The 13,642-nt window shown below is 59.4% G+C and carries 9 protein-coding genes, 1 tRNA gene and 1 other RNA gene; 6 read left to right on the top strand and 5 right to left on the bottom strand.

The window, feature by feature from the left end; all coding sequences use genetic code 11:
• Positions 1-49: 49 nt before the first annotated feature.
• Positions 50-125 (top strand) — tRNA-Gly (locus QZ471_RS00485).
• Positions 126-215: 90 nt separating this feature from the next.
• Here the strand turns inward: QZ471_RS00485 and QZ471_RS00490 are convergent.
• On the bottom strand, positions 216-1,217 hold the full coding sequence (locus QZ471_RS00490; RefSeq protein WP_295460309.1) for a sulfate ABC transporter substrate-binding protein: 1,002 nt from the start codon (positions 1,215-1,217) through the stop codon (positions 216-218).
• 169 nt (positions 1,218-1,386) lie between these two features.
• Here QZ471_RS00490 and smc point away from each other — a divergent pair, with 169 nt between their 5' ends.
• The 4 genes from smc (at position 1,387) to ffs (ending at position 8,696) form a co-directional block, all read left to right on the top strand.
• Entirely contained in the window at positions 1,387-4,872 is a 3,486-nt protein-coding gene (smc, locus tag QZ471_RS00495; protein WP_295460310.1) for a chromosome segregation protein SMC, read from the top strand.
• 205 nt (positions 4,873-5,077) lie between these two features.
• Positions 5,078-5,965: a cell division protein ZipA gene (zipA, locus tag QZ471_RS00500; protein ID WP_295460311.1), complete on the top strand. Its 888-nt coding sequence runs from the start codon at positions 5,078-5,080 to the stop codon at positions 5,963-5,965.
• Positions 5,966-6,078: 113 nt separating this feature from the next.
• Positions 6,079-8,460, top strand: coding sequence for an NAD-dependent DNA ligase LigA (gene ligA, locus QZ471_RS00505; protein ID WP_295460312.1), 2,382 nt, complete (start codon positions 6,079-6,081; stop codon positions 8,458-8,460).
• Between the two features lie 139 nt (positions 8,461-8,599).
• An RNA gene (gene ffs / locus QZ471_RS00510) (signal recognition particle sRNA small type) lies at positions 8,600-8,696 on the top strand.
• Positions 8,697-8,920: 224 nt separating this feature from the next.
• Here ffs and QZ471_RS00515 read toward each other — a convergent pair.
• Positions 8,921-11,212, bottom strand: coding sequence for a hypothetical protein (locus QZ471_RS00515; protein WP_295460313.1), 2,292 nt, complete (start codon positions 11,210-11,212; stop codon positions 8,921-8,923).
• Between the two features lie 326 nt (positions 11,213-11,538).
• Between QZ471_RS00515 and QZ471_RS00520 the strand changes: the two genes are divergently transcribed.
• Entirely contained in the window at positions 11,539-12,156 is a 618-nt protein-coding gene (locus QZ471_RS00520; RefSeq protein ID WP_295460314.1) for a recombinase family protein, read from the top strand.
• On the opposite strand, the gene QZ471_RS00525 is transcribed toward QZ471_RS00520, so the two are convergent.
• Genes QZ471_RS00525 through QZ471_RS00530 form a run of 3 tightly spaced genes read right to left on the bottom strand, consistent with a single transcriptional unit; the run spans position 12,134 to position 13,277 of the window.
• Entirely contained in the window at positions 12,134-12,448 is a 315-nt protein-coding gene (locus tag QZ471_RS00525) for a hypothetical protein (RefSeq protein ID WP_295460316.1), read from the bottom strand. The genes QZ471_RS00520 and QZ471_RS00525 overlap by 23 nt on opposite strands.
• A gap of 8 nt (positions 12,449-12,456) precedes the next feature.
• Complete coding sequence (locus QZ471_RS23815; RefSeq protein WP_363286397.1) at positions 12,457-12,726, bottom strand: helix-turn-helix domain-containing protein; 270 nt, start codon at positions 12,724-12,726, stop codon at positions 12,457-12,459.
• A 20-nt stretch (positions 12,727-12,746) separates the two neighbouring features.
• A complete protein-coding gene (locus tag QZ471_RS00530) occupies positions 12,747-13,277 on the bottom strand; it encodes a hypothetical protein (protein ID WP_295460317.1) in 531 nt (176 codons plus the stop codon).
• Positions 13,278-13,642 lie beyond the last annotated feature (365 nt).

Here is a 13,642-nt window from a genome sequence, read left to right on the forward strand (position 1 = left end):
CCTTTCACGGCGGTAACAGGGGTTCGAGTCCCCTAGGGGACGCCATATTGCGGGAATAGCTCAGTTGGTAGAGCACGACCTTGCCAAGGTCGGGGTCGCGAGTTCGAGTCTCGTTTCCCGCTCCAAATATCGAAACACCGCCTTCGGGCGGTGTTTTCGTTTGTGCGGTTTTTTTGCCCGCGAGTGGCTGCCCGGCGCGAGGCCGGGCGGGTCTGTCACTGGGCTGGCGTATAGATCTGGTCGAAGACGCCGCCATCGGCGAAGTGGGTCTTCTGGATACCGCTCCAGGGGCCGAATTGCTTCTGGGCATCGATGAGTTCGAGCTTGGGGAAGCGATCGGCGTATTGCGCGAGGACTTTCGCATTGCGCGGGCGCAGGAAGTTATCCGCGGCGATCTTCTGGCCTTCGTCGGACCAGAGATACTTCAGATATTCCTCGGCCTCGGCGCGCGTGCCTTTCTTGTCAACGACGCTGTCCACCACGCTCACCGGCGGCTCGGCCTGTACCGAGATGCTGGGATAGACCACCTCGAAGCCGCCACGGCCGAATTCCCGTGCGATCATCTCCGCTTCGTTCTCGAAGGTCACCAGGACGTCGCCCTGCTGGTTCTTCATGAAGGTGGTGGTCGCGGCGCGACCGCCGGTGTCGAGGATGGGCACATGCTTGAACAGGTCGGCGACGAAGCTGCGGGCCTTCTGCTCGTCCCCGCCCGGTTGGCGCAGCGCATAGGTCCAGGCGGAGAGATAGGTGTAGCGGCCGTTCCCGGAGGTTTTCGGGTTGGGCACGATCACCTGGACGCCGTCCTTGAGCAGGTCGGACCAGTCGTGGATGCCCTTTGGATTGCCCTGGCGCACGATCAGCACCGTGGCCGAAGTGAAGGGCGCGCTGCGGTCGGGCAGGCGGCTTTCCCAGTCCTTGGGCACCAGGCCGCGATCGGCCAAGGCCTGGATGTCGGTGGCCTGGTTCATGGTGATGACGTCGGCCTGCAGGCCGTCGATGACCGCACGGGCCTGCTTGCTGGAGCCGCCGTGGGACATCTGGATGACCGGGGTTTCCCCGTGCTCGGCCTTCCAGTGGGCCTGGAAGGCGGGGTTGTAATCCTTGTAGAAGTCGCGCATCACGTCGTAGGAGACGTTGAGCAGCGGCGGCTGGGCGGCCAGGGCCTGGACGCTGGCGGTCAGGGCAGCCGCTAGCAGGGTGAGGCGAAGTCTCTTCATGGGGGCGTCCTGCGGATGAGGGTGCAGGACTATAGCCTGTCACCCCGGTCTGCGTGCATAACCGCTGGAAATAAGGTAATGCACGGCGAGGGCAGGGTGGTCCGCGGATGGTAGACTGCCGCCCTTTCGCGTGCAGTTGGGCACGGCGCGGCGGACAAGGGCACCTGATATGCGGTTGAGGTCGATCAAGCTGGCGGGATTCAAATCCTTCGTCGATCCGACGACGGTGAATTTCCCGAGCAACATGGCAGCGGTGGTCGGCCCCAACGGTTGCGGCAAGTCGAACATCATCGACGCGGTGCGCTGGGTGATGGGCGAAAGCTCGGCCAAGAATCTGCGCGGCGAGTCGATGACGGACGTCATCTTCAACGGCTCCAACAGCCGCAAGCCGGTGTCCCAGGCCTCCATCGAACTCATCTTCGACAACTCCGACCACACCCTGGTGGGCGAGTACGCCAGTTACGCGGAGATCTCCATCCGCCGCCGTGTCACCCGCGAAGGCCAGAACACCTATTTCCTCAATGGCACCAAGTGCCGTCGCCGCGACATCACCGACATCTTCCTCGGTACCGGCCTGGGGCCGCGCAGCTATTCGATCATCGAACAGGGGATGATCTCCAAGCTGATCGAGGCGCGTCCCGAGGACCTGCGGCACTACATCGAGGAAGCCGCCGGCATCTCCAAGTACAAGGAACGGCGGCGCGAGACCGAGAATCGCATCCGTCGCACCCAGGAGAATCTCGCCCGCCTGACCGACTTGCGCGAAGAACTGGAGCGCCAGCTCGAACGTCTGCATCGCCAGGCGCAGTCGGCCGAGCGCTTCCAGGCCTTCAAGCAGGAGGAACGGCAGCTCAGGGCGCAGTTGCAGGCCGTGCGCTGGCGGGAGCTGGATGGCCGCGTCGAGCAGCGCGAGACGGTGATCCGCGACCAGGAGACCGCCCTCGAAGCCTTGATCGCCGAGCAGCGCCACGCCGATGCCGGTATCGAGCGGCTGCGCGACGGTCATCATGAGCTGAGCGAGGCCTTCAATCAGGTCCAGGGACGCTTCTACTCCCTCGGTGGCGACATCGCCCGGCTGGAGCAGACCATCCAGCATGGCCAGCAGCGCCAGCGGCAGTTGCAGGATGATCTGCGCGAAGCCGAGCAGGCGCGCAGCGAGGCTGAATCCCACCTGGAGCACGATCGGGTGCTGCTCGCCACCTTCGAGGAGGAGCTGGCGATGCTCGAACCTGAGGAAGAAGCGGCGCGGGTTCAGGGTGAAGAGGGCGCCGCGGCCCTGGAAGAGGCGGAGCTCGCCCTGGCGGACTGGCAGCAGCGCTGGGAGCAGCTCAGCGCGGCGAGCGTCGAGCCGCAACGGGAGGCAGACGTGCAACAGGCGCGCATCCGGTCTCTGGAGCAGAGTCTGGAGCGCGGAGTCGAGCGCCAGCGCCGCTTGCGGGACGAGCGCACCCTGCTGGGTGAGGATGGGCCATCAGACAGCCTGGTGGCGCTGGAAGAGCAGATCGCCGAAGACGAGTTGCTGCTGGAGGGATTGGCCGAGCAGGAGTTGCAGGTGGCCGATAGCCTGCAGCGCCTGCGTGAGGAATTGTTGGCGCTGGCCGGCGAGCAGAGTCAGCGACAGGGCGAGCTGCAGCGCCTCGAAGGACGTATCGCTTCACTGGAGGCACTGCAGCAGGCGGCGCTGGCGCCCGACACCGGCGCCGCGGCCTGGCTCGAGTCCGCGGGGCTGGCCCAGGCCGCCCAGCTGGCGGACGAGTTGCAGGTCGCGCCCGGTTGGGAGCAGGCGGTGGAGACGGTGCTCGGCACGGATCTGCAGGCAGTCTGCCTGGACGACCTGGCGCCGCTGCGACTCGAGGGCTTCGTCAGCGGTGAGTTGAACGTCGTGGTCCCGGGCGCGGCACCAGTCGCCGCGGGCAGCTTGCTGGAAAAGGTGCAGGCGCCGCGCGATCTGTCTCCCTGGCTGGGCCAGGTGCTGGTGGCGGCCAATTATGAAGAGGCCCTGGCGCGGCGCCCCGCGCTCGCGGCCGGACAAAGTCTGATCACGCCGGAAGGTTACTGGATTTCCCGGCATTTCCTGCGCGTGCGGCGTGCCCAGGCCGCGGAGGGCAGCGTGCTCGCCCGCGGACGGGAGCTGGACGAGCTGCAGGCGCGGCGCGAGGAGCTGAGTGACGCGCTGGCGCGGCAGGAGGAGCGTCTGGAGGACAGTCGTGCCGCCCAGCAGCGCCTAGAGGGCGAGCGAGAGGAGGGACGTCGACGCCAGCAGCAGGAGCAACAGCGCCTGGCGGAGCGCCGCGCCCAGCTGTCTGCCCAGCAGGCGCGGGCCGAGCAGCTGAGCATCCGTCGTCGGCAGCTGGAGGCCGATCTCGGCGATCTCGACCAGCAGCTGGCGCGGGAGCAGGAAGAGCTGGGCGAGTGCCGGTTGCGCCTGCAGGACGCCCTGGACGCCATGGCGGTGGATACCGAGCGGCGTACCCAGTTGCAGGAGCAGCGCGAGCGCCATCGGCAGGCGGTGGAGGCGGCGCGGCAACGACAACGCCAGGCGCAGGATCAGCTTCACCAGTTGACGGTGCGGCTGACGACCCTGAGAGCGCAGCGCCAGTCGACGCTCCAGGCGTTGGAGCGGCTGGAATTGCAGACCGCGCGGCTCGGTGAGCGCTGCGAACAGCTCAACCTCAATCTGGAGGAGGGCGGGGAGCCCCTCGACGAGTTGCGTCTGCGCCTGGAAGAACTGCTGGAGCGGCGCCTGCAGGTGGACGAGGAGATGCGCACGGCGCGCCTGGCCCTGGAGGACGCCGATCGGGAGCTGCGCGATTTCGAACGCCGTCGCCTGCAGGCGGAGCAACAGGCCACTCTGCTGCGCGGCCAACTGGAACAGCACCGGCTGGAGTGGCAGGGCCTGGCCACCCGGCGCAGCGGTTTCGCCGAGCAGCTGGCGGCCGACGGTTACGACCTGCCGACGGTGATCGCTACCTTGCCCGCCGAAGCCAGCGAGGCGGTCTGGGAAGAGCAGCTGGAAGCCGTGGCCACTCGCATCGCCCGCCTCGGGCCGATCAACCTGGCGGCCATCGACGAGTACCAGCAGCAGGCCGAGCGCAAGAATTACCTGGACGCCCAGAACGCCGACCTGGTGGAGGCGCTGGAGACCTTGGAAAGCGTCATCCGCAAGATCGACCGGGAAACGCGCAACAGATTCAAGGATACCTTCGACCAGATCAACCACGGCCTGCAGGCGTTGTTCCCGAAAGTTTTCGGTGGCGGCAGTGCCTACCTGGAACTTACCGGGGAAGATCTACTCGATACCGGGGTTGCGATCATGGCGCGTCCGCCGGGTAAGAAAAACAGCACCATCCATTTGCTCTCGGGTGGGGAAAAGGCCCTGACGGCTCTGGCCCTGGTGTTCGCCATCTTCCAATTGAATCCGGCGCCGTTCTGCATGCTCGACGAAGTGGACGCACCGCTGGACGACGCCAACGTCGGTCGCTATGCCCGGCTGGTCAAGAGCATGTCGGAGAAGGTGCAGTTCATTTACATCACGCACAACAAGATCGCCATGGAAATGGCCGATCAACTGCTGGGCGTGACGATGCACGAGCCGGGCTGTTCGCGGCTGGTGGCCGTGGACGTGGAGGAGGCGGTGGCCATGGTGGACGCGTAGTGCCCCACAGGCTGGTGGCGTGGCGGTGTAAAGTTGGCGGCAGTCGTGCTAGCTTATGGCCGCTTCCGTGGTAGGTAGAAAAAGCTAAGAAGAACACTGACTTGGCGTAGGTTTCGGACGTTTTGGAAAGACCTCGCAGGCGACGACTTTCCAAAGTTTCCCGACGGCTGTCGGTCCATTATTTTCACAGGGGTATGTCTTTTTCATGGATATGGGTCTGCGCGAGTGGCTGATCATCATCGGCGTCATCGTCATCGCCGGTATTCTGTTCGATGGTTGGCGTCGCATGAGTGGCAAGGGCAAGCTCAAGTTCAAGCTTGACCAGTCCCTGAGCAATCATCCGGAACATGAGGACGAGGAGCCGGAAATCGTCGGCCCGACGCGCGTCGTGGAGCAGAAGGAGCCTTCGCTGGATGACCCCGGCGAGCCGACGCCACCCCGTGCCACCCAGCGCAAGCGTCGCGAAGAACCCAAGGCCGATAACTTCGATCTGTTCGCGGGTGACGAGGGTACGGACGGATTGGCCGCCGATTCCGACGACGTAGCCACGCGCGGCCGTGAGAAGCCGCGCAAGGAAAAGCCGCTGAGTGCCAAGGCCGCCGAACGCGAGCCGGCCGCCGAACCTGCCAGCGGTGGCAGCAGTGGCGGCACCCTGGCACCGGTGGACGAGGTGCTGGTGATCAACGTCATTTCCCGGGACGAAAAGGGCTTCGCCGGTCCGGCGCTGCTGCAGAACATCCTCGAGAGCGGCCTGAGATTCGGTGACATGGATATCTTCCATCGCCACGAGAGCATGTCCGGCAACGGCGAGGTGCTGTTCTCCATGGCCAATGCTGTGCGCCCGGGCACCTTCGACCTGGATGCCATCGACGACTTCCATACCCCGGCGGTGAGCTTCTTCCTGGGTCTGCCCGGTCCGCGGCATCCCAAGCAGGCCTTCGACCTGATGGTTGCCGCGGCGCGCAAGTTGTCCTCCGAACTCAATGGCGAGTTGAAGGACGAGCAGCGCAGTGTCATGACCGCCCAGACCATCGAGCACTATCGCCAGCGTATCGTCGATTTCGAACGCAAGAGCTTGATGCTCAAGCGTTGATCGCGCCAGAGCGAACCAAGAGCAGCCTCGGCTGCTCTTTTTGTTTGTAATCTTTGCAGTGGCGCCCGCGGGCGCCAGAGCCACCCCAGGGGTGGCGACAGTGAGAGACCGCCATGACCGACGCCCAAGATGCCGTCACCCGGATCGCCGCCCTGCGCAGCGAAATCGATGCCCACAATTATCGCTACTACGTGCTCGACGAACCCAGCGTGCCGGATGCCGAGTACGACCGGCTGTTCGGTGAGCTCAAGACGCTGGAAGCCGAGCATCCCGAACTGGTGACGCCCGATTCGCCCACCCAGAGGGTCAGCGGTTCGGCCCTGGCGGCCTTCGGCACCATCCGCCACGAGGTGCCCATGCTCAGCCTGGGCAACGCCTTCGCCGACGAAAATCTGCAGGACTTCGACCGCAGCGTCGGCAAGCGCCTGCGCGAGGAATTCGGCGAGACCGACTTCGCCGGGCCGGATTCGGGGGTGGAATACACCTGCGAACCCAAGCTCGATGGCCTGGCGGTCAGCCTGCTGTACGAGGATGGGGTGCTGACCCGCGGCGCTACGCGGGGCGACGGCACCACCGGCGAGGACATCACCGCCAATGTTCGGACCATCCGCAACGTCCCGCTGCGCCTGCAGGGCGAAGGCTGGCCGGCGGTACTGGAGGTACGCGGCGAGGTGTTCATGTCCCGGGCCGGTTTCGAGGCGCTGAATGCTCGGGCCATGGAGAGCGGTGGCAAGACGTTCGCCAATCCGCGCAACGCCGCAGCGGGCAGCCTGCGCCAGCTGGATTCGCGCATCACCGCCCAGCGGCCGCTGGAGTTCTGCGCCTACGGCTTCGGCCGCGTCGAGGGCGGCAGCCTGGCGGATACCCAGTACGCCATCCTGCAGCAGCTCAAGACGTGGGGCATCCCCATCAGCCGCGAGCTGCGCAAGGTACGGGGGGCCGAAGGTTGCCGCGCCTACTACCAGGACATCGGCCAGCGGCGCGACGCCCTGGCCTATGAGATCGATGGGGTGGTCTACAAGGTCAATCGCCTGGACTGGCAGGGCGAGCTGGGTTTCCGTGCGCGCGAGCCGCGCTGGGCCCTGGCCCACAAGTTTCCCGCCCGTGAAGAGCTGACCGAATTGCTCGATGTGGATTTTCAGGTCGGTCGTACTGGCGCCATCACCCCGGTGGCCCGGCTCAAGCCGGTGCAGGTGGCGGGTGTCACCGTGACCAATGCCACCCTGCACAACATGGATGAGATCGCCCGGCTGGGGGTGATGATCGGCGACAGCGTGATCGTCCGCCGCGCCGGGGACGTCATCCCGCAGATCATGCAGGTGGTGCCGGAGCGACGTCCGGCGGATGCCCGCCCGGTCGAAGTGCCTACGGAGTGCCCGGTCTGCGGTTCGGCGGTGGAACGCACCCAGTTGGTCAAGCGCGCCAAGGGCAAGGAGTCGGTCAGCGAAGGCGCGGTCTATCGTTGCGTCGGTCGTCTGGCCTGCCAGGCCCAGCTCAAGCAGGCGATCATCCACTTCGCTTCGCGGCGGGCCATGGACATCGACGGCCTGGGCGATCGCATCGTCGAGCAACTGGTGGATCGCGGGCTGGTCAAGTCGCCGGCCGATCTCTACACCCTGACCTACGAGCAGGTCTTCGAGCTCGAAGGCTTCGCCGAAGTGTCGAGCCGCAATCTGCTCGCCGCCATCGAGGCCAGCCATAGGCCGGCGCTGGCGCGTTTCATCTTCGCCCTGGGCATTCCCGAGGTGGGGGAGGAGACCGCCAAGCGTCTGGCACGCGCCCTGGGCAGTCTGCAGCGCATCCGCGAGGCGCTGCCCGAGGTGCTGGTCTATCTGCCGGATATCGGGCCGGAGGTAGCCTTCGAAATCCATAACTTCTTCCAGTCCGCGCATAACCGCGATGTGCTGGAAGCGTTGCTGGCCAACGGCATCGAGCTGGCCGACGAAGGCGAGGTGCACGCCGAATTCTCCGGCTATGCCAGCTTCGCCGACTTCCTCGATCAGTTGCACATCCCCTACCTGGGCAAGACCGGCGCCAAGACCCTGGCCAAGGCTTTCCCGAGTTTGGCCGCCCTGATCGAAGGCTCCCAGGACTGGCTGACCTTCAAGACCCTATCCGGCCTCAACGAGAGAGCCAAGCAGGGCCTGCGCGAATACTTCGCCGAGGCGGACAAGGTGGCCAAGGCGCTCGCCATCGAGGCCCAGCTCAAGGCCTTCGGCATGCATTGGGAAAGTACCCGGCAAAGCGTGCAGGGTTTGCCCTTCGCCGGCCAGACCTGGGTACTCACCGGTACCCTGGAGGCCATGAGTCGTGACGAGGCCAAGGAGCGCCTGGAAGCGCTGGGCGCCAAGGTGTCGGGGTCGGTGTCGGCCAAGACCGCCGTAGTGGTGGCTGGGCCAGGAGCGGGTTCCAAGCTCGCCAAGGCGACGGAGCTTGGCGTGAAGGTGCTGGATGAGGCTGCCTTCCTGCAGATCCTGGAGGCTCAGGGGCATTGACCTCGGCAAGGGGGATGGAGGCATCGAGGCTTGAGTTCGCGAGTCTTCTGCAGTAGCTAAGTCCTTGTATGGCTTGCAACTTCATCCCAACCGCGTAGAATGGCGCACCTCACCTCAGGGTGAGGCGTTATGGTGGCTCCGTCGGTCCCCCCGCAACGATCAGCCGTGAACCCGGTCAGGCCCGGAAGGGAGCAGCCGCAGCGGTGATGTCGTGTGCCGGGGTGTGGCTGGCGGGGCCACCTCCATTTCTGCTAAGTAATTGTTTTACTTACACATTTTCTGCTCAAAACCCTTCTGTGTGACAGCCGCCTAGCACCTTCTTGTGTGACAAGATCGCGTGCATGACTGCGATGCTATCCCCAGCCGCTACGTCATACAACCTAGCTATCCTTTCCTGAGCACAGCCACGCCACCAAGACGGCGAACGCTAAGCCCCCGAGACACCACCAAAGCTCTGCAATCAAGGAACCACCTCGGCGAAATTACTGATGGTGAGGTTCCAGAGGCCGTTGAGCTGTGTCTTCACCTCCTGGGCCGTGGCCTGGGGGTCACTGGATGAGATTACGATATTTCCCACTTGAATTTGGCGGTTGTCATTGTTCGTAGTGGTGGTAGCAGGGGCTCCCATCCTGTCCAGCATTTTTTCGCTCATCTCAAGCTTGTAAGAGGGGCTTGAAAGCTGCCTCATCATGTCCTGAGCCTGAGGATTAAATGCACCTGTTTCCTTATGGCCTAGCAACCAATCCCACATCGTATCTCTAGGCATCATGTCATCGGATGTCGGTGTACGGCCCATCAGGGCCTGAGGATCGATGGCTACTCCTGCATCAGCACCAAAGGATAGGTTTCCTGTAGGGGTTTCCTTAAGTTTTCCTGTAAGGCTGCCTAGTAGAGTGGCACTGATGTTAGTTAGTACAGTATCGAACTTTTCTAGTGCCTGATTAACAGGAAGCATGGCCTCTGTGAGTCGCTGGTGGGCAATGATGTTCTCATTTACCGCTTTGACCAGTTCCGGGTCACTATTAATCGCTATGGCTTGTTCACGTTGAGCGTTTTCGGTTCTCTGTTGATTTGCTTGGATACTCGAAGATTGACGAGCAATGACTTCTTTGTTCTGAGCAACGTACAGCTTCAAGGCTTCGTTAAAGTCCACTGCAAGAAGGTTATGCTTGCCCGTTGAGTTCGTCACGGCCGCCGCTCTTTGCTGATCGTTGCCTTTGAACTTATTACGCTGTGCCCATGCTTGTTCGACGTAAGTTCTCAGAATCGGAGCTGCTTCCGTAAAGGTGTTTAAATCTTCACGGTCTCCATAACCCTTTGAACGTATTTGACCAAGCTGGAGGTTTGCTCGCTTCATTTCTTCTTGTGTCATGCCGGCCCCACGGAATGCCATGTTCTGACGGATATAGGTATTCAAGGCATTATCTAGATTCTCTCCACGGCCACGCTGAGCAAGGATGAAATTACGGTAATCCTTGGCGCTATCAATATCATTGGAAATACCGAACTTGTTTGACATCCGATAGAAGACATCTTTTATAAATGATTCTTTGCCAGGGTCTTTGGAAGCAGCGGCAGCGAATACGTTAGAAGTCTGTTCGGAAACGTCTGCCCCTTCCTGTCGTTTCTGCACTCGTTCTTGCAGTGCACTTACCACCTGTTGAGCGATGTAGCCAGCAGCAGCCACTCCAGCCACTGGTCCCGAAATCGGGCCAAAGAAGCTATTCCCAGACTCTTGGAGACTGGATGAAGCTTGCCTTGCCTGCCGAATAGCAGCGGATTCTTGGATTCGGGTGAGCGTTGCTTGGGTTCTGGCCTGTGTGGCTTGGAGTCTGCTAGCCAGGATGCTCTGGCGTAGTGTCTCCTGCTGAGCCTTGGCACGTCCCTTGGATAATTGCCTAGCCGCGCTTAGACGAGCAGCGTTCTCCCTGATGCCCTGAAGGCGTTGCCTAGCCTCTGCTGAAGCTATGGCTGCACTCTGTAGGGCAAGCTTGTTCTTCTCCCGTTCAATCTGTAGGGCAATGCGTTGCGCCTGCTGCTGACGCCGAGCCTCACCCTCTGCTTGCCGTTGAGCTTTCGCTTTGTTGAGTTCGTCCTGATGAGTAAATCTATCCATGTCGCGGATGTACTGAGCTTGGGCCTTTGCATAGTACTCTTGACGGGCTTTTTCAGTTGCTTTGGTCTGGGCTATGGCAGAGGCTGCAATCTTCTGTTCTTCTGCCTTAAGCTTGTCTCGAATCCCTGCTAGAGCATTCTCTCTGTTAGCAAACACTGAGAACTGACTGTTAGACTGTCTACGGATTCGCCCAATTAGCTCCTGCTTCTTTTCTTCAAATTTACTAGGGGGACTAGTCACCACGCCATCAGCGTTAACACGCAATCTTGGTTTGATTGTGTTAGCTGCTGATACAAGCTGTGAGCGGACACGTTGAACTCTATTGGAGTTGATATGGCGTGATTGGATGGCCTGAATCCGTCTTGCAGCTTCTTCAGCGGCTTTGGCCTGTTGCTTAAGGGCATCCGCATAGCCCTTAGAATTGGATTTTGCTGTAGCTACTGACTTCTTACCCGCCTGATCTATCTTGCTCTGGCTAGATACAATAGATTTCGATGCTTTATCAAGGCTGGCTTGAACTGCTCCCGATTTAGAAGCAATAGCATCCAGTGAGGATTGCACCTTCTCTAGTTGACGTAATCCCCTGATCCTAACTTCTAATTGAGCAAAGTACTCTGCTAGTTTGTTATTTGACATTTTCTTTTCTCCGAAAATAAATTTACCTCTTTACATTTTCCGTTCTCCTTTGCCAGAAAATATATCCAAGGGGTGTTTTGTTGTTTTGTTTAAATGGAACAATGGGTGTTGAGCATCGCCTCTCGATGCAAATGACTCTCACTTGAGATTTTGAAATATCCCTCACCCTCTAGACGAGAGCTGTTCTCATCTAATGTGTGGTTAGATGGGTATACCTGAGCGACTACTACAAAAGGACATCTAGTAACGTATCAATAAATACCGTTTGACTATCCAAACGACTACATCCATTATTGATACATCCAAACGACTACAGGAACGTAGCCATGATGATTCGTGCGTACCTCAGGGCATCCACCGGCGACCAAGATGCCAACCGTGCCAGGGAAGCTCTCAAGACCTTCGCCAGTGAGGAAGGCCATAGAATTGCTGGCTACTACACTGAGAACGAATCAGGGGCCAAGCTGGAGCGCCCAGAGCTGTTCCGTCTCATCGATGACAGTGAGAGTGGGGACGTGCTGCTATTGGAGCAGGTTGACCGACTCGCTCGCCTCAACCAAAAGGATTGGGACACACTCAAGGACCGGCTCAGGGTCAAAGGGGTGTTGGTTGTCGCACTGGATTTACCAACGTCCCATCGCTTCCTAAAAAGTGGGGACCTAGATAACTTCGATGGCCGGATGCTCTCCGCTATCAATGGCATGATGCTGGATATGCTGGCTGCAATCGCCCGTAAGGACTACGAGGATCGCCGTAGGCGTCAGGCCGAGGGTGTAGAGAAGGCAAAGGCCGCTGGTGTCTATAAGGGACGTCCAGTGGATGACGTACTACACAAGAAAATCATGATCCTACTTGGAGAAGGGAAATCCATTCGCAACGTGGCGTCACTGCTGGGCTGCTCCACTGCCACAGTTCAAAGGGTCAGAGGCCGAATCGCTTCTTAAGCACGCTAAGGGTGCTGCTCTCTTCCTTCTGAGCTGGCTTAGCTTCTGCTGGGCTGGCTTTCTTCTTTTTAAGGATATCGATAGTACTCATCAGGGAGGCTATCGTTCCCTTCTGCTGCTGGAGCTGAGCCTGCTGCTTCACAATCAATTCCTTCTGCTGGCGAATCAGCACCAAGGCTTTGTCTAGGCCTCTATCGCTATCACTGGTGACACTAGCCACCACCTCTGCCACTTCGCCTACCTCTAGGGCTTTGAAGCCCCTTCCAGTTAGTCTGTTTAGAATTGCCATCATTATTCTCCTTAGTGGATGGTTGAATTGATTTTCTTTCTTGTGATACGGGAGATTGTTGGTCTACTAACTCCAAACCTCACGCTTAGCTCTTTCTGACTCATGCCCTGAGCGTAGAGACGTTGTACGTCCAGTTGCTGGGCCATAGAGAGCTTGCACGGTCTGTAGTGGGGTTTCTGAGCTTTCTCAAGCTGCTCTATGGTCTTGAGCAACACTCCTAGAGAGAGCGTAAGGGATACGCTCACTGTGTCGTTATCGACGTAGGTAATACTGGTCTTCATTTTGTTTATCCTATTGATTTTTATAGTGATTTCATCTCAAGAGCTAGCTTGATGGCTTGCTCACGGAGCTTGGCTTCTTTTGCTGCTTGCTTCTCTTCTGCTTCAATGCGGGATTCCTGTACAGCAAACTCACCACACATCTCTGCATACTCCTCACGCTCTTTGCGCAGTGATTCGTAGTATGAGGCGGTGGTCTCTACTATGACTTGCTCCAGCTCAGCAGCTTGCTGTGCCTCAGGTTTAGAAATTGCGATTTCTGTGTGCCCGTAGTGAGTGATGATCGGAAACATATCAGGGTGCAGCCGGTATCCATCGAGAATAAGGGTTTGCAAGTTTCGCAAGAAAGTATATGGATTCTCTCCGTAGCACCGGTGTACAGACGAAAAACTATTCTTAGCAGACTGCACCCATGCATCAAGTGTCTCTTGAGAAAACTCACAGGCTAGCTTTTTTGCAGTTAGTTGGTCTTTGGTGATTTTGGCAGGTTCCGTTTCAGGTTTCGGTTCGACACGGTGTGTAACGAATGGGTGAACGCTTAATGTTGTACTCATTTTAAATACCTCTGTTTGTGTTTGGTTGGAAGAATAAAAGACCCACAGTCAAGCCGTCCCTATATGACAGGTAGAGGAAGGAAGCTGACTGTAGGGGTGTATAGACGGAGATCGCTAGATGAGCTAACTAATGGCTATACGAACAAAAGACCAACTAACTGGAGAGGAGCTAGTTGGTCTTTTAGAAATCTTGGGAGGGGTGCGGCTAGAAATAAAACTTCTTTGTACCACTCTATAAATGATACACCCGAAGTGCAAATTTGTCAAGTAAAAGTTGCGCCTTAGTTTCGACTTTCGAAATACCTTCTGAAATAACCAACAGCATGTAGGGAGTGTTTGGACACATTAGCAATCGCAATAATAAT

Source organism: uncultured Pseudomonas sp. (assembly GCF_913774235.1).
Taxonomy (GTDB): domain Bacteria; phylum Pseudomonadota; class Gammaproteobacteria; order Pseudomonadales; family Pseudomonadaceae; genus Chryseomonas.

Coding starts and splice junctions, on each gene's coding strand:
- QZ471_RS00490 (WP_295460309.1), bottom strand. CDS start 1,217: ATGAAGAGACTTCGCCTCACCCTGCTAGCGGCTGCCCTGACCGCCAGC.
- smc (WP_295460310.1), top strand. CDS start 1,387: ATGCGGTTGAGGTCGATCAAGCTGGCGGGATTCAAATCCTTCGTCGAT.
- zipA (WP_295460311.1), top strand. CDS start 5,078: ATGGATATGGGTCTGCGCGAGTGGCTGATCATCATCGGCGTCATCGTC.
- ligA (WP_295460312.1), top strand. CDS start 6,079: ATGACCGACGCCCAAGATGCCGTCACCCGGATCGCCGCCCTGCGCAGC.
- QZ471_RS00515 (WP_295460313.1), bottom strand. CDS start 11,212: ATGTCAAATAACAAACTAGCAGAGTACTTTGCTCAATTAGAAGTTAGG.
- QZ471_RS00520 (WP_295460314.1), top strand. CDS start 11,539: ATGATGATTCGTGCGTACCTCAGGGCATCCACCGGCGACCAAGATGCC.
- QZ471_RS00525 (WP_295460316.1), bottom strand. CDS start 12,448: ATGATGGCAATTCTAAACAGACTAACTGGAAGGGGCTTCAAAGCCCTA.
- QZ471_RS23815 (WP_363286397.1), bottom strand. CDS start 12,726: ATGAAGACCAGTATTACCTACGTCGATAACGACACAGTGAGCGTATCC.
- QZ471_RS00530 (WP_295460317.1), bottom strand. CDS start 13,277: ATGAGTACAACATTAAGCGTTCACCCATTCGTTACACACCGTGTCGAA.